The organism is Hydrogenophaga sp. UC242_53, from assembly GCF_042696965.1.
Lineage (GTDB): Bacteria > Pseudomonadota > Gammaproteobacteria > Burkholderiales > Burkholderiaceae_C > Hydrogenophaga.
On record NZ_CP170552.1, the window covers coordinates 1926016 to 1946159 of the forward strand.

7 protein-coding genes and 1 pseudogene are annotated in these 20144 nt (G+C 73.8%); all 8 read left to right on the forward strand.

What is annotated here, in order from left to right:
- Positions 1–24: 24 nt before the first annotated feature.
- Positions 25–2766 carry a type I polyketide synthase gene (locus ACFJI0_RS09840; protein WP_382325594.1) on the forward strand — a complete coding sequence of 914 codons (2742 nt, stop codon included), beginning with the start codon at positions 25–27 and terminating at the stop codon, positions 2764–2766.
- Positions 2649–3989, forward strand: coding sequence for a methyltransferase (locus ACFJI0_RS09845; RefSeq protein WP_382324593.1), 1341 nt, complete (start codon positions 2649–2651; stop codon positions 3987–3989). Before ACFJI0_RS09840 ends, ACFJI0_RS09845 begins: the two co-directional genes overlap by 118 nt.
- Positions 3990–4096: 107 nt before the next feature.
- Positions 4097–7075, forward strand: a pseudogene (locus ACFJI0_RS09850) (type I polyketide synthase); the annotation flags it as partial.
- 58 nt (positions 7076–7133) lie between these two features.
- Entirely contained in the window at positions 7134–11714 is a 4581-nt protein-coding gene (locus ACFJI0_RS09855) for an SDR family NAD(P)-dependent oxidoreductase (protein WP_382324595.1), read from the forward strand.
- A gap of 7 nt (positions 11715–11721) precedes the next feature.
- Positions 11722–18339 (forward strand): SDR family NAD(P)-dependent oxidoreductase, encoded by a 6618-nt coding sequence (locus tag ACFJI0_RS09860; RefSeq protein ID WP_382324597.1) that lies wholly within the window; start codon positions 11722–11724, stop codon positions 18337–18339.
- On the forward strand, positions 18336–19238 hold the full coding sequence (locus tag ACFJI0_RS09865; protein ID WP_382324599.1) for a DMT family transporter: 903 nt from the start codon (positions 18336–18338) through the stop codon (positions 19236–19238). Before ACFJI0_RS09860 ends, ACFJI0_RS09865 begins: the two co-directional genes overlap by 4 nt.
- Positions 19239–19251: 13 nt before the next feature.
- A complete protein-coding gene (locus ACFJI0_RS09870) occupies positions 19252–19746 on the forward strand; it encodes an EamA family transporter (protein ID WP_382324601.1) in 495 nt (164 codons plus the stop codon).
- Positions 19638–20144 carry a hypothetical protein gene (locus tag ACFJI0_RS09875; protein WP_382324603.1) on the forward strand — a complete coding sequence of 169 codons (507 nt, stop codon included), beginning with the start codon at positions 19638–19640 and terminating at the stop codon, positions 20142–20144. The genes ACFJI0_RS09870 and ACFJI0_RS09875 overlap by 109 nt, the downstream gene beginning before the upstream one ends.

The window sequence follows — 20144 nt, forward strand, 5'->3', positions numbered from 1 at the left end:
TCAGCTGGGAGGCGCTGGAAGACGCTGCGCCACGCCGGCCCCGAACTCGCGGGCTCGCGCACCGGCGTCTACCTGGGCGTGAGCAACAACGACTACGGCCGCGCGCTGTTCGCCCACCGCGAGCTGATCGACGCCTACTTCAGCACCGGCAACGCCTACAGCGTGGTGGCCGGCCGGCTGTCCTACTTCCTGGGCTTGCAGGGGCCGGCGGTGGTGGTGGACACCGCCTGCTCCTCCTCGCTGGTGGCGCTGCACCAGGCCTGCCAGGCGCTGCGCGCGGGCGAGTGCGACCGGGCGCTGACCGGGGCGGTGAACCTGATCCTCACGCCCGAGATGAACATCAACTTCTCGCGCGCCCGCATGATGGCCGCCGATGGCCGCTGCAAGACCTTCGACGCCGAGGCCGACGGCTACGTGCGCGGCGAAGGCTGCGCGGTGCTCGTGCTGCGCCGCCTCTCGGACGCGCTGGCGCAGGGCGACCGCGTGCTGGCCGTGGCGCGTGGCAGCGCGCTCAACCAGGACGGCCGCAGCGGCGGCCTGACCGCGCCCAACGGCCCGGCCCAGGAGGCCGTGCTGCGCGCGGCGCTGGCCTCGGCCCGGGTGCCGGCGAGCGCGATCGGTTATGTGGAAGCGCACGGCACCGGCACGCCGCTGGGCGACCCGATCGAGGTGGGCGCGCTCGGCGCGGTGCTGGGCGAGGGCCGCAGCGCGGCGCAGCCGCTGCCCATCGGCTCGGTCAAGACCAACATCGGCCACCTGGAAGCGGCCGCCGGCATGGCCGGCGTGATCAAGGTGGTGCTGGCGATGCAGCGGCGCGAGATCCCGCCGCACCTGCACTTCCGCACCGGCAGCCCGCACATCGCGTGGGACCGCCTGGCGCTGACCGTGCCCACGCAGGTCACGCCCTGGGCGCCGATCGAAGGCCGCCGCCTCGCGGGCGTGAGCTCGTTCGGCTTCAGCGGCACCAACGCCCACGTCATCCTCGAAGAAGCCCCGCAGAAGACACCCGCCCCAGCGGGCAAGGACCGCCCGCTGCACCTGCTGGCGCTCTCCGCGCGCGACGGCGCCACGCTGCAGGAACTGGTGCGCCGCCACGAGGCCGCGCTGGCCACGGCCACCGCGCCCCTGGCCGACCTCTGCTTCACCGCCAACGCCGGCCGGGCCCACTTCAGCCACCGCGTGGCCGTGGTCGGCGCCGACCTCGACGGGATCCGCCAGGGTCTGGCCCAGGCCGAGGCCAGCCAGGTGCAAGGCGCGCAGCGCCCGCAGGTGGCCTTCCTGTTCACCGGGCAGGGCGCCCAGTACGCCGGCATGGGCCGGGCCCTGTACGACAGCGCGCCGGTGTTCCGCCAGGCGCTGGACGACTGCGCCGCGCGCCTCGCGCCCCTGCTGCCGCGTGGCCTGCTGGAGGTGATCTTCGCCGCGCCCGGTGAGGCCTCGCCGATCAACGACACGCTCTACGCGCAGCCCACCACCTTCGCCATCGAGTACGCGCTGGCCGCGCTCTGGCGCTCCTGGGGCATCGAGCCGGTGGCCGTGATGGGCCACAGCCTGGGCGAGTACGCCGCCGCCTGCGTGGCCGGCATGCTCCCGCTCGACGACGCGCTGCGCCTGGTCACCGAGCGCGGCCGCCTCACGCACGCGCTGCCCGCCGACGGCGGCATGGCCGCGGTCTTCGCGCCCGAGGCGGTGGTGACGGCCGAGCTGGCCCGTGCCGGCGGCGCGCTGACCATCGCCGCCTACAACGGCCCCGAGCACTTCGTCGTCAGCGGCCTGCGCACCGAGGTGGACGCGCTGCTGGCCCACCTGGAGCGCGCCGGTGTGCGCGCGAAGGCGCTGCGCGTGCCGCACGCGGCGCATTCGCGCTGGATCGAGCCGGTGCTGCCCGAGTTCGGCCGCGCGCTCGAAGGCGTGCGCTTCTCGGCGCCGCAGATCGCGCTGGTGTCCAACCTCACGGGCCAGTTCGCGGGCGTGGAAGAGATCGGGCGCCCGGGCTACTGGCTGGACCACATGCGCCAGCCCGTGCGCTTCGAGCAGTCCCTGCAGGTGCTGCTGGCCCAGGGCATCACGCACTTCATCGAGATCGGCCCGCACCCCGTGCTGCTGGGCATGGGCGCCGAATGCGCCGCTGGCGCGCCGGTCGAATGGCTGCCCTCGCTGCACCGCGAGCGCGCCGACTGGACCGACCTGCTCGAAGGCCTGCAGCGCCTGTACCTCGTGGGCACGGACGTGAACTGGGCCGCGCTCGACGCCGGCCAGGCCCGCCAGCGCGTGGCCCTGCCCACGTACCCCTTCCGCGAGCGCCGCCACTGGATGGACGTGGTGGGCCAGCCGGCCGCCCCGGCCGATGGCGCCGCCCGCCGCTGGGACACGCTCACGCGCGCGCTCCAGCGCCAGGCCGAACGCGGCCCGCTCGACCTGAACGCCGCCTCCTACCCCGCCAAGTGGGCCTGCCTGGAGCGCATCACCTCGGCCCACGCCGTGCGCACCCTGCGCGATGGCGGGCTGTTCAAGGCGGCGGGCGAGCGCCACAGCCTGGCCCAGGTGCTGCAGCGCGCGGGCATCGCCGAGACCTATCGCACCTGGTGCAGCGCTGGCTGGACCGGCTGGTCGCCCAGGGCGATCTCGTGCAGGAGGGCGACAGCTTCGTGGCATCCGCGCCGCTGGCCGAGCCCGACCTGGCCGCGCTCTGGCGCGAGGCCGAGGCGCTGTTCGCCGACAACCAGCCCCTGCTGGCCTACGTGCGCCACTGCGGCGAACTCGTGAGCCCGGTGCTGCGCGGCGGCGAGAGCCCGCTGGAAACCCTGTTCCCCGGTGGCGGCTTCGAGCTGGCCGAGGGCCTGTACGAGCGCTCGGCCACCATGCGCTATATCAACGCGCTCGCGGCCTCGGGTTTCGAGGCCCTGGGCGCCTCGGTGGCACCGGGGCGCCAGCTGCGCGTGCTCGAGGTCGGTGCCGGCACCGGCGGCACCACCGCCTCGCTGCTGCCCGCCTTGCCGGCCGACCGCACGGCGTACCGCTTCACCGACGTGTCCGACTTCTTCATGGACCGGGCGCGCGAGCGCTTCGCGGCGTACCCCTTCGTGAGCTACGGCGTGCTGGACATGGACCGCGATCCGCTGGAGCAGGGCGTCGCGCCGCACAGTTTCGACGTCATCGTCTCGGCCAACGCGGTGCACGCCAGCAAGGACCTGCGCCTGACCCTCTCGCGCCTGCACCAGCTGCTGGCCCCGGGCGGCGTGCTGCTGCTGGTCGAGTCCACCGTGCACATGGCCTGGTTCGACATGACCACCGGCCTGATCGAAGGCTGGCAGCATTTCGCCGACGACCTGCGCACCGACAACCCGCTGCTGCCGCCCGCCACCTGGCTGCAGGCGCTGCGCGACGCCGGTTTCGACGCCGCGGGCGCCTGGCCCCAGGCCGGCTCCAGCGCCGAGTGGCTGGGCCAGCACGTCATCGTCGCGCGCGTGCCCGGCGATGCGTCGGCGGGCACGCCGGCGGCGCAGGCCGGCGAGGTGTCCGAGGCGATGGCGCCCAGCGCCACCCCGGCCCAGACCCCCGCCGGCGCCCTGCGCGAGCAGCTGGAAGCGGCCCTGCCGGGCGAACGTCTGGAGCTTTTGCGTGAATTCGTGCGCGATCGGGTCGTGCGTGTGCTGCGCCTGGACAAAAACGACACACCAGGGCGGCATGATCGCCTGATGGACCTGGGTTTCGACTCTCTGATGGCGGTGCAGCTGCGCAACCAGCTGGGCGCCAGCCTGGGCCTGGACAAGCCCTTGCCCGCCACCCTGATGTTCGACTACCCGACGATCGACGCCCTGGCCAGCCACCTGCTGGGCCGCCTGGCGCCGCCCGAGGCCCCGGTGCCGGGGGCCCCGACGGGCATGGAAGTTGCACCCGCCCCGGCGGTGCTGGGAGAGGCCGCGGTCGCGGCCATGAGCGATGCGGACATCGAGGCCCTGCTCCTCGACCGCCTGGGAAAACCATGAACGACGAGCGTCCGAACCCCGCTGCGGCGCCGCAGGAGCCTGCGGCCCTGTCGCCCCTCAAGCGCGCCTTCCTGGCCCTGGAGGACGCGCAGTCGCGCCTGGCGGCCATGGAGCGCGCCGCGCGCGAGCCGATCGCGGTGATCGGTCTGGGCTGCCGCGTGCCCGGCGGCGGGAACGACGCCGACAGCTTCTGGCGCCTCATGCGCGACGGTGTGGACGCCATCGGCCCCACGCCCGCCGACCGCTGGGACATGGACGCGCTCTACGACGCCGACCCCGAAGTCCCGGGCCGCATCGCCACGCGCCAGGGCGGCTTCCTCGGCCCGGTGGACCAGTTCGACGCCGGCTTCTTCGGCATCGCCCCGCGCGAGGCGCAAGGCATGGACCCGCAGCAGCGCCTGCTGCTCGAAGTGAGCTGGGAAGCGCTGGAGAACGCCGGCCAGGCGCCCGACCGGCTCGAAGGCTCGCGCACCGGCGTCTACGTGGGCGTGACCGCCAGCGACTACGCCTACATGCAGCTCATGAGCGGCGACCGCTCGCTGCTCGACGCGCACTTCACCTCCGGCATGGCGCACAGCATCGTCTCCGGCCGCCTCTCGTACCTGCTGGGCCTGCAGGGCCCCAGCCTGACGCTGGACACCGCCTGCTCCTCCTCGCTGGTGGCCGTGCACCTGGCCTGCCAGGCCCTGCGCAGCGGCGAGTGCCGCATGGCGCTGGCCGGCGGCGTCAACCTCATCCTCTCGCCCGACCTGTACATCGCGCTGTCGCACTCGCGCATGCTCGCGCCCGACGGCCGCTGCAAGACCTTCGACGCCTCGGCCGACGGCTTCGCGCGCGGCGAAGGCTGCGGCATGGTGGTGCTCAAGCGCCTGAGCGACGCCCAGGCCGATGGCGACCGCGTGCTGGCCGTCATTCGCGGCAGCGCGGTCAACCAGGACGGCCCCAGCAGCGGCCTGACCGCGCCCAACGGCCCGGCGCAGGAAGCCGTGATCCGCGAGGCGCTGGCCCGCGCGGGCGTGGCACCCCACGAAGTGGGCCTGGTCGAGGCGCACGGCACCGGCACCCAGCTCGGCGACCCGCTGGAGGTGCAGGCCCTGGGCGCGGTGTTCGGCAAGGACCGCGAGCAGCCGTTGTGGCTGGCCTCGGTCAAGACCAACATCGGCCACCTGGAAGCGGCCGCCGGCATCACCGGCCTCATCAAGCTGGTGCTCTCGCTGCAGCACCGCGAGATCCCGGCCCACCTGCATTTCAAGACGCCCAGCCCGCACATCCCCTGGGCCGACCACGCGCTGCGCGTGCCCACCGAGCACACGCCCTGGCAGCCCATCGACGGGCGCCGCATCGCTGGCGTGAGCTCCTTCGGCTTCAGCGGCACCAACGCCCACGTGGTGCTCGAAGAAGCGCCCGAGGCCCCCGCGCTGCCGGCCCGCCCGGCGCGCACCGCGCACCTGATGGCGCTGTCGGCGCGAGACGAGACCGCGCTCGCCGCCCTGGCCGCGAGTTACGCCAAGGCCCTGCGTGGCCGCGACGACGCCGAGCTGGCCGACATCTGCTTCACCGCCAACGTCGGTCGTTCGCACTTCGCGCAGCGTGCCACCGTGCTGGCCCACAGCGTGGCCGAACTCTGCGAGCGCCTCGACGCGCTCGCGCGCGGCGCCGAAACCGAGGGCGTGAAAACCGCCCGCGTGACGCGCCGCGACCCGCCACGCATCGCCTTCCTGTTCACCGGCCAGGGCGCGCAGTACGCCGGCATGGCCCGAGGCCTGTACGACAGCGAACCGGTGTTCCGCGCCGCGCTGGACCGTTGCGCCGCCTTGCTCGCGCCGCAGCTCGAACGGCCCTTGCTGTCCGTGCTGTTCCCGGCCGAGGGCGAGACCTCGCCGCTCAACGAGACCGCCTACACCCAGCCCGCGCTGTTCGCGGTCGAATACGCGCTCACCGAATGGTGGCGCACCTGGGGCGTCGCGCCGCAGGCGGTGATCGGCCATTCGGTGGGCGAACTCGTGGCGGCCTGCGTGGCCGGCGTGTTCAGCCTGGAAGACGCGCTGCGCCTGATCGCGGTGCGCGGCCGCCTGATGCAGGCGCTGCCCGCCGGCGGCGGCATGGCGGCGATCTTCACCACCGAGGAACAGGCGAAAAAAGCCATCGAACCCTACCGCGACAGCGTGTCGCTGGGCGCCGTCAACGGCGTGGACCAGGTCGTGATCTCCGGCGTGCAGGCCGACGTGGACGCGGTCTGCCGCGAACTGGCGGGGCAGGGCGTGCGCACCCAGGCCCTGACCGTCTCCCACGCCTTCCACTCGCCCCTGGTCGAGCCCATGCTCGACGCCTTCGAGCGCGAGGCGGCGCAGCTGCGCTTCTCGCGCCCCGGCCTGCGCGTGGTGTCCAACCTCAGCGGCGCGCTGGCGAGCGAGGCGTTCACCCGCGCCAGCTACTGGCGCCAGCACGTGCGCGAGGCGGTGCGTTTCGGCGACGGCCTGCAGGCGCTGGCCGCGTTGCGGCCGGACGTGTGCATCGAGATCGGCCCGCACCCCACCTTGCTGACCATGGCCAGCCGCGCCTGGGGCGATGCCGGCCCCACGCTGGTCGCGTCCCTGCGCAAGGGGCGCCACGACGGCGAACAGATGCTCGACGCCGTCGGCGCGCTGTACCTGGCCGGTGCCGACTTGAACTGGCGCGCCGGTGGCCCCGGCCGCACGGTGGACCTGCCGTCCTACCCCTTCCAGCGCGAGCGCTGCTGGTTCCAGGCCAAGCCACCCGCGCCGGTGCCCGCGGTGCGCGGCCGGGGCACGGGCCATCCCCTGCTCGGCACGCGGTTGCGTGGCGCGGGCAGCGAAACGGTTTTTGAATCCCGCCTGAGCGCGGACGAGCCCACTTTCATGCGCGAACACCGGGTGCAAGGCCACGTGGTCGTGCCGGCCACCGCCTACCTCGACACCTTGCTGACCGCCGCGCGCCAGCTGTTCGGCCAGGGGCCGGTGGCGGTCGAAGACATCACCGTGCAGGAAGCGATGCTGCTGGCCGACGACGGCGCCGCGCGCACGCTGCAGGTGGTCTGCGGCGCGGCGCGGCAGGGCGGCGCGGTGGCGGTCACGCTCAGCAGCCTGGGTGAAGACGCCGCCGACGCCGAACCCTGGGTGGCCCATGTGTCGGGCACCTTGCGCGCGGGCGCCGCGCCGGCTTCGACGGGTTCCCCTGGCGGCCCTGAAGGCCGCATGTTCGGAGCCGGTGGACATCGCCGGTTTCTACGAAGGTTTCGCGCGCCGTGGCCTGGACTTCGGCCCCGGCTTCCAGTCCATTCAAACCCTGTGGCGCGGGCCGTCGCAGGCGGTGGGCGAGATCGTCCTGACCGATGCGCTGGCCCGGGAAACCGGCGCCTACGGCATGCACCCCGTGCTGCTCGACGGCTGCCTGCAGGTGCTGGCCGCCGCGCTGCCCACCGACGGCGAGGAAGGCCTGTACCTGCCCATCGGCATCGGCCGCTTCGCGCTGCACGGCACGCCCGGCGCGCGCTGCTGGAGCCATGTGAACGTGCTCGCCAGCAGCGCCGAATCGAGCCGCGCCACCGTCACCGTCTGGCAGGCCGACGGCACGCTGCTGGCCGAGCTGGCCGACGTGCAACTCAAGCGCGTCTCGCGCGACGCGCTGGCGCGCCTGGGCGAGCGCTGGCTCGACGACTGCCTGTACGAGACCGTGTGGCGCGCCGCGCCGGCGCTGGTGCAGGACGCCGCGCCGCAGGCCCCGCTACCGCTGCTGAGCGCCCAGGCCATGCAGGCCTTGCCCGCGCTGCGCCAATCGGCGCGCCTGGACGCCTACGACGCCTTCATTCCCCAGCTCGAAGCCTTGTGCGCCGAGTACGTGGTGCGCACGCTCTCGCGCCTGGGCTGGGCGCCCGCCGTGGGCGAACACGCCACCGAAGCCACCCTGGCCGCGCGCCTGGGCGTGCAGGCGCGCCACCACCGCCTGTTCGGCCGCCTGCTGGCGATCCTGGGCGAGGTGGGCCTGCTGGCCCGCGAGGCTTCCGGCTGGGTGGTGCGCCGTGCCCTGCACGAGGCGCAGCCCGAGACCGAACTGGCGCGCCTGAAGGCCGCCTACCCGGACGCCACCGCCGAGCTGGAGATGACCGGCCGCGTGGCCGCCGAGATGGCCGAGGCCCTGCGCGGCGAACGTGAGCCCATGCAATTGCTGTTCCCCGGCGGTTCGCTGGACACCGCCGAGCGCATGTACCGCGACGCGCCCACCGCCCAGGTCTTCAACGGCCTGATGACCGAGGTCATGCTGGCCGTGATGGCCCACCAGGCCGCGGGCAGCGGCCGGCCGCTGCGCATCCTGGAAATCGGCGGTGGCACCGGCGGCACCACCGCGCGCGTGGCGCCGCGCCTGCCCACGCAGGGCGTGGAATACACCTTCACCGACATCGGCCCGCTGTTCGTGGCGCGCGCCAGGGAACGTTTCGCCGCGCACGGCTTCATGCGCTTCGCGGTGCTCGACCTCGAACAGGACCCGAAGTCGCAGGGCTTCGATCCGCAGAGCTTCGACGTGGTCATCGCCGCCAACGTGATCCACGCCACCGCCGACCTGCGCCGCACGCTCGACCGCGTGCGCGGCCTGCTCGTGCCCGGCGGCCTGCTGGCCATGCTGGAGGTGACGGCACCGCAGCGCTGGTTCGACCTCACCGTGGGCCTCACCGAAGGCTGGTGGGCCTTCGACGACACCGACCTGCGGCCCGACTACGCCACCCTGCCGCGCGAGGCCTGGCTCTCGCTGCTGGCCGACCGGGGCTTCGAAGAACGCACGGCCCTGCCCGAAGGCGGCGGCCACCAGGGCACGCTGGCCCTGCAGTCGCTGCTGCTGGCGCGCGCCGCCGGCCCGGCCGCGCGCCGCTGGCTGCTGTGGGCCGACGAAGGCGGCGTGGCCGCAAAACTGGCCGATCGACTGCGCGCTCGCGGCGATCAGTGCGTGCTGGTGCGCGCGGGTGAACGCTTCATGTCGGGTGCCGACGGCACCCTCAGCATCAACCCGGCGTCCGCCGCCGACCACCGCCGCGTGTTCAGCGAGCTGCAGGCCGAGGGCCAGGCGGTGCACGGCGTGGTGCACGCCTGGTCGCTCGACGCCGAGCCCTGGGAAGGTCTCTCGGCCAGCCAGCTGAGCGCCGCGCAGACCGTGGGCGCCGTGAGCGGCACCCTGCTGGCGCAGGCGCTCATCGGCCTGGGCGCGCCGCCCCCCTTGTGGTTCGCCACGCGCGGTGCCCAGCGCATCGACGAGGGCGACCGCGCGCTCAACCCGGCGCAGGCGCCGGTGTGGGGCCTGGCCAAGGCGGTGGCGCTGGAACACCCCGAACTGCGTTGTGCCTGCGTGGACCTGGAAGAGGGCGCGGAGATCGAGGCCCTGCTGGCCGAACTCGACGCGCCGGCGGGCGGCCCGTCGGCGTCGAAGCAGATCGCCTGGCGCGCGGGCGAACGCCGCGCCGCGCAACTGGCGCACCTGCGGCGCTCACCCGTCACGGGCAGCACCGGCCGCCCGGCCGCCTACCGCCTCGCGCCCGCCGTCCGCGGCGCGCTCGACGAACTCGGCCTGCAGCCGCTGGAGCGCCGCGCGCCCGGTGCCGGCGAGGTCGAGATCGCGGTGGAGGCCACCGGCCTGAATTTCAAGGACGTGCTCAACGTGCTGGGAATGTACCCCGGCGACCCCGGCCCGCTGGGCGGCGAGTGCGCCGGCCGCGTGAGCGCGGTGGGCCCCGGTGTGACGCACCTGCGCGTGGGCGATGCCGTGCTGGCCGTGGCCGGCGGCAGCTTCGCCTCGCACGTCATCGCGCGCGCCGCCTTCGTGCAGCCCCGGCCGGCCGGCCTGAGCGCGGAAGAGGGCGCGTCCTTCCCGATTCCTTTCGTCACCGCCGAGTTCTGCCTGGGCCACCTGGCCGGCATGAAGGCCGGCGACCGCGTGCTGATCCACGCGGCGGCCGGCGGTGTCGGCATGGCGGCGGTGCGGCTGGCGCAGCGCGCCGGTGCCGAGGTGTTCGCCACCGCCGGCTCCGAAGCGAAACGCGAGCTGCTGCGCGCCATGGGCGTGCCGCACGTGATGGATTCGCGCAGCGCCGACTTCGCCGACGAGGTGCTCGCGCTCACGCAAGGCCGGGGCGTGGACACCGTGCTCAACGCGCTCTCGGGCGAGCTGATCGACGCGGGCTTTCGGGCGCTGGCCGATGGCGGCTGCTTCGTCGAGATCGGCAAGCGCGGCATCAAGACACCCGAGTGGGTGCAGGCGCTGAACCGGGGCCTGCGCTACCACATCGTGGACTGGGGCGAAACCGGCGAGCGCGACCCGGCGCTCATTGGCGGCATGCTGGCGCGCCTCGTGGCCGAGCTGGGCGAAGGCCGGCTGGCCCCGCTGCCGCGCCACGTGTTCGCGCTGGACGAGGCCGAGCGCGCCTTCCGTTTCATGGCCCAGGCCAAACACACCGGCAAGGTCGTGGTGCGCCACGGCGCGGCCGCGCCGGCCTCGGTGCGCCGCGACGGCACCTACCTCATCACCGGCGGCCTGGCCGGGCTGGGCCCGGTGGTGGCGCGCCGGCTCGCCGAGCAGGGCGCGGGCCGCGTGGTGCTGATCAGCCGCCGGGGCGTCACGCCCGAGGTGGCGCCCGTGCTTGATGAGATCCGCGCGCTGGGCACCACCGTGGTGGCCGAGGCGGTGGACGTGAGCGATGGCGAGGCCATGACCGCGCTGCTCGCGCGCATGCGCGCCGACGGCCCGCCGCTGCGCGGCGTGGTGCACAGCGCCGGGGTGCTGGACGACGCGGGCCTGCTGCAGCAGGACGCGGCGCGCTTCGAGCACGTCTTCGCGCCCAAGGTGCGCGGCGGCTGGCTGCTGGACCAGCTCACCCGCAGCGACGCGCTGGACTTCTTCGTGTTGTTCTCCTCCGTGGCGGCCGTGCTCGGCTCGCGCGGGCAGGCCAACCATTCGGCGGCCAACGCCTTCCTCGACCTGTTGGCCCACGAGCGCCAGGGCCGGGGCCTGCCGGGCCTGAGCATCAACTGGGGCGCCTGGACGGAAGTGGGTGCGGCGGCGGATCGCCAGCTCGCGCAGCGCCTGGCCGCGCAGGGCATCGGCGCGCTCACGCCGCCGCAGGGCCTGCTGGCTTTCGAGCGCCTGCTGGCCCAGGGCGAGGCCCAGGCCGCCGTGCTGCCGATCGAGTGGCCGCGCTACCTGCAGGCGATGGGCCTGTCCACGCCGCCGGCCTTCCTGGCCGGCGTGGCCGGGCAGGGCGCCGTGGCGGTGGCCGCCGCCAAGGCCGGCGCTAGCGCACCGGCCGCCGGCCTGCGCCAGCAGCTGCAGGACGCACCGCCCGGGCGCCGTCGCCCGCTGGTGGCGGCCTTCGTGCGCGAGCGCGCGCTCAAGGCGCTGGGCGTGGACCCGGCCCGCGCGGTCGATCCGCGCACGCCGCTGGGCGAGCTCGGCCTGGACTCGCTGCTCGCGGTGGAACTGAGGAACACGCTGGGCTCGGCGCTGGGGCAGACGCTCTCGGCCACCCTGCTGTTCGACTACCCGACCATCGACACGCTCACCGATTACCTGCTCAACGACGTGATCCAGCCGCCCGCGCCCGCAGCGCCCGAGGCGGTGGCGGTCGCGGTCGAAGAGCCGGCCAGCATGGTGGACGCGATCGAAGACCTTTCCGACGAAGAAGTGGACCGCTTGCTCGCGCAACGCGCGCAACGCAAGGGATGAAGACGACATGAGCGACTTTCTCGACCGCATCAGCAAACTCTCGCCCAAGCGCCTGGCGCTGCTGGCGCTGGAGCTGCACGAAAAGGCGGAAGCCGCGGGCACGCATTCCAACGAGCCCATCGCGGTGATCGGCATGGGCTGCCGCTTCCCCGGCGGCGCCACCAACCCCGAAGCGTTCTGGGACCTGCTCGAAGCCGGGCGCGACGCGATCCGCGACGTGCCCGCCGACCGCTGGGACAAGGACGCCTTCTTCGACGCCGATCCCGACGCCCCGGCCCGCATGTCGGTGCGCAACGGCGGCTTCCTGGACGACGTGGCCGGTTTCGACCCCGCCTTCTTCGGCATCTCGCCGCGCGAGGCCCTCACCATGGACCCGCAGCAGCGCCTGCTGATGGAGGTGTCGTGGGAAGCGCTGGAGCAGGCGGGCCTCTCGCCCGAAGGCCTGGCCGGTTCGCCCACCGGCGTCTTCTTCGGCCTGTGCAACAGCGACCACTTCCACCGCGTGCTGCAGCGCGGCAGCGACAGCATCGACGCCTACATCGCCTCGGGCAACGCGCACAGCGTGGCCTCGGGCCGTGTCTCGTATTTCCTCGGCCTGCAGGGCCCGGCGATGTCCATCGACACCGCCTGCTCGTCCTCGCTGGTGGCGCTGCACGTGGCCTGCCAGAGCCTGCGCAGCGGCGAATCGCGCACCGCGCTGGCCGGTGGCGTGAACCTGATGTGCTCGCCCGAGACCACCATCGCCCTGACCAAGGCGCACATGCTCGCGCCCGACGGCCGCTGCAAGACCTTCGACGCTTCGGCCGACGGTTTCGCGCGCGGCGAGGGCTGCGGCGTGCTGGTGCTCAAGCGCCTGAGCCACGCCCAGGCCGACGGCGACCGCGTGCTCGCCGTGATCCGGGGCAGTGCCGCCAACCAGGACGGCCGCAGCGGCGGCCTCACCGTGCCCAACGGCCCGGCGCAGGAAGCCGTGATCCGCGCCGCGCTGGCCGACGCCGGCGTGGCCCCGGCCGACATCGGCTACGTGGAGGCCCACGGCACCGGCACCTCGCTCGGCGACCCGATCGAGGTGCGCGCCCTGGCCGGCGCGCTCGGCCCGGGCCGCGACGCGGCGAACCCGCTGCTGATCGGCTCGGTCAAGACCAACATCGGCCACCTCGAATCGGCGGCCGGCGTGGCCGGCGTGATCAAGGTGATCCTCGCGCTGCAGCACGGCCGCATCCCCCGGCACCTGCATTTCAGCGAACCCAGCCCGCACATCGCCTGGTCGCAGTACCCGGTGAGCGTGACGCGCGACGGCCATGCCTGGCCGCGCGGCGAACGCCCGCGCCTGGCTGGCGTGAGTTCCTTCGGCTTCAGCGGCACCAACGCGCACGTCGTGATCGAAGAGGCCCCCGCGCCCGTGGCCGCCGCCTCGGGCGACCAGCGCCCGGTGCACTGCCTGCCGCTCTCGGCCCGTTCCGAGCCCGCGCTGCGCGCGCTCGCTGCCCGCTTCGCCGACGCGCTCGCGGCTGGCGCGCCGCTGGCGGACGTGGCCCACACCGCCGGCGTGGGCCGCTCGCATTTCGCCGAACGCCTGGCCGTGGTGGCCAGCGACGCGCAGGAAGCGCGCGCCGCCCTGCAGGCTTTCGCCCAGGGCCGCGAACACCCCGCGCTGCACCGGGGCACTGCCACGCCGGGCGTGGCCCCCGAGGTGGTCTTCCTCTACACCGGCCAGGGTTCGCAGTACCCCGGCATGAGCGAGGCGCTGTACGCCGCCTCGCCGCTGTACCGCGACATCATCGACCGCTGCGACAGCCTGCTGGGCGCCGACGCCCAGGGCCGCACGCTCAAGTCCGTGCTGCGCGCCGGGCCGGCCGAAGGCGCGGCCATCCACGAAACCGCCTGGACGCAGCCGGCGCTCTTCGCCGTCGAATACGCGCTCACGCAGCTCTGGCGCGCCTGGGGCATCGCGCCGGCGGCCGTGATCGGCCATTCGGTGGGCGAGTACGTGGCGGCCTGTGTGGCCGGCGTGTTCACGCTCGAAGAAGGCCTGAAACTCATCGCCGAGCGCGGCCGCCTGATGCAGGCGCTGCCGCCCGGCGGCGCCATGGCCGCCGTGTTCACCTCGGCCGACGAGGTGGGCCGGGCCATCGCGCCCATGGCCGACCGGCTGGCCATTGCCGCCATCAACGCGCCCGACAGCGTGGTGGTCTCGGGCGATTCGAAGGCCGTCGACGCCTTGCTCGCCGACTTCGCCACGCGCAACGTGCAGGGCCAGAAACTGTTCGTCTCGCTCGCCGCGCACTCGCCCCTGGTGGCCCCCGCGCTGGACGCGATGGAAGCCTGCGCGCGCGCCGTGACCATGCGCGCGCCGCAGATTCCCGTGGCCTGGAACGTCACCGGCGGCGCCGCGCTGCCCGCGCCGGGCGCGCCCGATGCGCGCTACTGGCGCGACCACCTGCGCGAGCCGGTGCGCTTCGCCGAAGGCATCGCCTCGCTGGCGGCGCAGGGCTACCGCGTGTTCCTGGAAGTCGGCCCGCATCCGGTGCTGGTCGCCTTGGCCCAGCGCAGCCTGCCCGAGCAGGACCACCTGCTGCTGACCTCACTGCGGCGCGAGAAGAGCGACTGGCACGAACTCAACGCCAGCCTCGCCGCGCTGTACGTGCGGGGCGCGGCGGTCGACTGGGCCGGCGTGGACCGGCCCTACGCGCGCCAGCGCGTGGACCTGCCGACCTATCCCTTCGAACGGCGCGATTTCTGGATCACGCCGACCGCCGAAAAAGCCGTGCGCGCGCCGGCGCCCAGCGGCCTGCCGGGCCGGCGCCTGCCGACCGCCGTGCCGATTTTCGAGACCCTGCTTTCGCCCACGAGCACGCCCTACCTGGCCGACCACGTGGTGCAGGGCGTGGTGCTGGTGCCCGGCCCGCTGCTGCTGGAGCTCGCGCAGGGCGCGGCCCAGGCGGTGAACGGCCGTGCCTTGCGCGCGGTCGAGGCCTTCGAGATCGTCGAACCCCTGGTGCTGCCCGAGGCGGGCCGCACGGTGCAGACCCACCTGGGTCCCGAGTCCGGTGGTTCGCAGCCGTTCTCCGTCTACAGCCAGGCGGCCGATGGGTCGGGCGAATGGCACCTGCACGCCAGCGGCCGGCTGCAGCCCGGCAGCGCGCAGCAGGCCCAGGCCGGCGCCGACACCACCAGCTTCACCGCCACGCGCGACGCGCTGGGCGCGGCCACCAGTGGCGAGGGCTACCACCAGCGCCTCGAAGCCCTGGGCATCCACCTCGGGCCCGCCTTCCGCAGCCTGCAGGAAGTGCACCGCCGCGACGGCGAGGCCCTGGCGCGCATCGCGCTGCCCACCGCCTGCGCCGACGAGCCCGTGACCTGGGCACACCCCGCGCTGCTCGACGGCGCCTTGCAATCCATCGGCCTGACCCTGCCGCAGACCGAGGACACCGAACACACCTACCTCTTCACCGGCCTGGACCGCATCGACCTGGCCGGCCCGCTGCCCGCCAGCCTGTGGTGCCATGCCCGCCTGCTCAACGCGGCGGGCCAGGAGCCGCAGCCGCCCGAGTGGCAGGCCGAAGTCACCCTGCGCTCGCTCGACGGCGGCGTGCTCGGCCAGATCCGCGGCGTGCACCTGCGCCGCGCCTCGCGCGACGCGCTGGCACGGTCCCTGGGCCATGCCTCGGGCCATGGCCTGTTTCATGAGGTGGTGTGGGAAGACGCGCCGGCCCATGCGCCGGCCGCTGCCTCGCTGCCCGATCCCGCCGGCCTCGCGCCGGCCCTGCGCGAGCGCTTCGGCGCGCTGGCCGCCGAGCACGGCCTGGCCGTGTACGAACGGCTGCTGCCCGAACTCGATCGCCTGAGCACCGATCACGTCGCCACCGCCTTGCGCCAGCTCGGCTTCGACGACACGCCGGGGCGCGGGTTCGACACCGCCGGTGAATCGCAGCGCCTGGGCGTCGTGCTGCGCCACGAACGCCTGTTCGCGCGCCTGCTGCAGATGCTGGCCGAAGACGGCCTGCTGCGTGGCGAAGGGGATCGCCACACGGTGCTGGCCCGCCTGGGCACGGCCGATGCCGCCACGCGCTACGACACGCTGATGCAGACCTTCGGCGAGGTCGACGGCGAACTGCGCACGCTGCGCCGCTGCGGGCCCGCGCTGGCCGCCGTGCTGCGCGGCGAGCAGGACCCGCTGCAGCTGCTGTTCCCGGGCGGCTCGTTCGACGAGGCGCGCAAGCTCTACGTGGACTCGCCCTACGCGCAGACCTACAACCGCGCGCTCGGCGAAGCCTTGCAATCGGCCATCGCCCAACTGCCCGCCGGCGCGCGCCTGCGCGTGCTGGAAATCGGCGCCGGCACCGGCGGCACCACCACCTACGTGCTGCCGCTGCTGCCCGCCGAGCGCACCGAGTACACCTTCACCGACCTCTCGCCGCTGTTCCTGGAGCGCGCGGCCGAGAACTTCGCCGCCTATCCCTTCGTGCGCCACGCGCTGCTCGACATCGAGCGCGACCCGTTGGCGCAAGGCTTCGCGGCCGGTGCCTACGACATCGTGATCGCGGCCAACGTGCTGCACGCCACCGCCGACCTGGCCCAGACCCTGCGCCACGCGAAAAGCCTGATGGCACCCGGCGCCATGCTGTTCCTGCTGGAGGGCGTGGCCCCGGAACGCTGGGTGGACCTCACCTTCGGCCTCACCGAGGGCTGGTGGCGTTTCACCGACACGGCCCTTCGGCCCGACTACCCCCTGGTGCCGCGCTCGGCCTGGCTGGCCACGCTGCAAGGCCTGGGCTTCCAGGGCGCCTGCGCGGTGCCCGACGACCGCTGGACCACGCGCGGCGCGGCCCAGCAGGCGCTGATGCTGGCGCAGGCCCCGCTCGGCGGCCAGACCTGGACCCTGGTGGGCGACGTGCAGGGCCTGGGCCAGGCGCTGGCCGAGCGCCTGCGCGCGCGCGGCGACCAGGTGCAAATCCTGGCGGCGGACGCCGTGCCGCCCGCCGGCGCGCTGGGCGAGATCATTTACCTGGCCGGCCTCGAACTCGCAGAGCGCGGTCTCGACGACCGCGAAGCCGCCACCCTGACTCACACGCTCGCGGGCGAAACGCCGCGCCGCTGGCTGGCGGCGGCCGCGCAAGGGCAGGGCCGCATCCGGTTCGTGACGCAGGGCGTGCAAGGCGGTGCCGGTGGGGCCATGAGCCCGGGCGCCGCCTGGCAGGCGCCGCTGTGGGGATGGGGGCGTGGCTTCTCGCTCGAACAGCCCGGCGCCTGGGGCGGCCTGATCGACCTGCCGTCGGCCTCGACCGCGGACACGCTGCTGGAAGCGCTCGACGCGGTGGACGGTGAAGACCAGGTGGCTTGGCGCGATGGTCAGCGCCGTGTGGCGCGCCTGGTCCAGGCCGACACGCCGCCCGCCGCACCGCTGAGTTTCAGCGCCGACGCCTGTTACCTCGTCACCGGCGGTTTCGGCGGCCTGGGCCTGGTGGTGGCGCGCTGGCTGGCGGAACACGGCGCGCGCCACATCGCCTTGCTGGGGCGCAACCCCGACCTCGGCGCGCCCGGCGTGGCCGAGATCGAGGTCCTGGGTGCTCGCGTGCACGCGGTGCAGGCCGACGTGGCCGACGAGGCCGCGATGGCGCGCGCCTTCGAACAGCTCAAACGCGACGCGCCGCCGCTGCGCGGCGTGATGCACGCCGCCGCCGCGCTGAGCGCGGCGCCGCTGCTCCAGCTCGACGACGCGATGGTGCGCCAGATGCTGGCCCCCAAGCTCGCGGGCACGCTGGTGCTCGAGCGCCTCACGCGCGGCATGCCGCTCGATTTCCTGGTGCTGTTCTCCTCGACCACCGCCTTGCTCGGCGCCTCGGGGCTGGCCCACTACGCGGCCGCCAACACCTTCCTCGACACGCTGGCCGAGGCCAGCGACGCCTCGCGCCGCGTGATCTCGGTGAACTGGGGCACCTGGGAGGTGATGCGCCTGGCCTCCAGCGACGACCAGCGCAGCTACCGCGAAGGCGGCCTGCAGCCCATGGCCGCCGCCGACGCGCTGGACGCGCTGGGCCGCCTGCTGGGCGGCACGGCGCGGCAGGCGGTCGTGGCCCAGGTGGACTGGAGCGCGCTCAAGGCCTTGCACGAGGCGCGCCGATCGCGCCCGCTGCTGTCGCACCTGGGCATCGCACCGCGCGCCGCCGTGGTGGAAGCGCCGCGCGCGGACAGCGGGCCTTCGCTGCAGGCGAGGCTGGAGGCCGCGCCGCCCGCGATGCGCCACGACCTGCTGGTGGAGTTCGTGCGGCAGGAGGTGGCCTCGGTGCTCGGCTTGGCCGGGCCCGCCGTGGTGCCGATCGCCACCGGGCTGTTCGACCTGGGCATGGACTCGCTGATGGCGGTCGAACTCAAGCGGCGGCTGGAGCGCGGCGCCGCCCGTGCGCTGCCGTCCACGCTGACCTTCAACTACCCCAACGTGGGCGCGCTCGCGCGCTTTCTGGAAACCCAGCTCACCGTCAAGCCGGCCGCACCCCCGGCACCCACCGCGGCGCCCGCCACGGTGGCCGAGGTCGAGGTGCCCGATGCCGATGCGGACCTGGATTCGCTCAGCGACGACGAACTGGAGGCCCGCTTGCTGGCCAGACTGGAGCAGACCCGATGAAATACCGTTCTCTTGGCATGCGCCTGACGATCATCTTCGTGGCCCTGTGGGCGGCCGAGGAGGCGCTCACCGGCGTGCTCCTGCAGCGCTACGGCCTCGCGCAGGTCGTGTGCCTGCGCTTCGCGCTGCACCTGGCCCTGTTGTGGATGCTGTTCGGGCGCGGCAACGGCCCCTCGCTGTGGCGCACGCGCAGGCCGGTGTCGCAGCTGTTCCGCGCCGCGATGATGGTGGGCATGCCGGCCTGCTGGTCGCTGGGTGTGCAGCGCGGCCTGGCGCCGGTCACCTTCCTGGCGGTGTTCTGGATCGCGCCCCTGATGATCCTGGGCCTGTCGCGCCTGGTGCTGCGCGAGCGCGTGCCGCTCAGGCTCTTCGGCTTCGCGGCGGCGGCCAGCGTGGGCGTGTTCCTGCTGCTGGGCCCGCACGCGCTGCCCCGGCCCGAGTTGCTGGTGTTCCCGGTGGCGATGGCCGCCTGCTTCAGCGTGTACGTGGTGATGACGCGCCTGCTGCACGCCGAGCCCACCCGCGTGAACCTGTTCTACACCGGCCTGGGCGCCTGCCTGCTGCTGTTGCCGCTGATGCCCTCGGGCTGGGTGACACCGAGCGCGCCCGACCTGCTGCTGCTCGTGGGCGTGGCGGTGCTGGGCCTGGGCGCGTTGCTGGCGCTGGAGCGGCTGACGGCGGTGGCGCCGATCTCACGCACCGCGCCGCTGCTGTACCTGCAGATCGGTTTCACGCTGGCCTTCGCCTGGGTGGCATCGCACCCGCTGCCGGGCCTGATCGCCGTGGGCGCCGTGCTGCTCGCCGCCGGCCTGTGGCTCGCGCTGCGCCAGCGCCGGCGCGGGTCTTCCTGGCACATGACCTCGCTGCTGGCCGACACCGGCCACGCGGGCTTGGACTGAAGGAGGTGACAGGGTGACTGCCAACCGCCGCGCCATCCTGCTGATGCTGGCCTTCGTCCTGCTGTGGGCGGGGATCGAGGCCATGGCCGCGAACGTGCTGCGCCACTATTCCCCGTACCAGGTGGTCTGGACCCGCTATGCCGTGCACCTGGCGCTGATGCTGGCGCTGTGGGGATGGCGCGAGCCGGCCTCGCTCTGGCAGACGCGCCGCCCGGTGTTCCATGTGGCGCGCTCGCTGCTGATGCTCGGCATGCCCGCGTCCTGGGTGATCGGCATGCAGATGGGCGTGCCCGGGCATTCGGTCATGACGATCTTCTGGATCAGCCCGGTGCTGATCCTCGGGCTGGCCTGGGTGTTTCTGCAGGACCGCGTGCCGCTGCTGGTCTGGGTGCGACCTTCGTGGCCTGCCTGGGTGGCCTGCTGGTCAACGGCCTGTACGGGCTGCCGGGGCCGTCGCTGCTGGTCTATCCCCTGGGCATGGCCCTGTGTTTCAGCGTCTACGTGGTGATGACGCGCTCGCTGCGCACCGAAACCACCCGCACCAACCTGTTCTACACCGCCGCCGGCGTGTTCGTGGCGCTCACGCCCGCCATGCCCGGCCTGTGGATCACGCCGCCGCTGACCGACCTGCTCACCATGGTGGCGATCGGCCTGCTCGGTTACGTGGCTTTGCTGGCGCTGGACCGCTCCGCCGCCGCCGCGCCCGTGAGTATTTCGGCACCCTTCGCGTATTTACAAATTGCCTTCACCGTGCCGCTCTTCTGGGTGGCAGGGCTGGGGCATGATATGTCGGTCCCGCGCATGGCGCTGGGGCTCCTGTTGATCGTTGGTGCTGCGCTCTGCCTGTGGCTGCGCGAGCCGCGCCTGCATGCCCGCGACGCGGTGATGGCGCGGTCGACGCCGTGA

What these genes read in the sequence shown, in the direction of transcription:
- ACFJI0_RS09855 (WP_382324595.1), top strand. Translation starts at nt 7,134, where the DNA reads ATGTGTCGGGCACCTTGCGCGCGGGCGCCGCGCCGGCTTCGACGGGTT.
- ACFJI0_RS09865 (WP_382324599.1), top strand. Translation starts at nt 18,336, where the DNA reads ATGAAATACCGTTCTCTTGGCATGCGCCTGACGATCATCTTCGTGGCC.
- ACFJI0_RS09860 (WP_382324597.1), top strand. Translation starts at nt 11,722, where the DNA reads ATGAGCGACTTTCTCGACCGCATCAGCAAACTCTCGCCCAAGCGCCTG.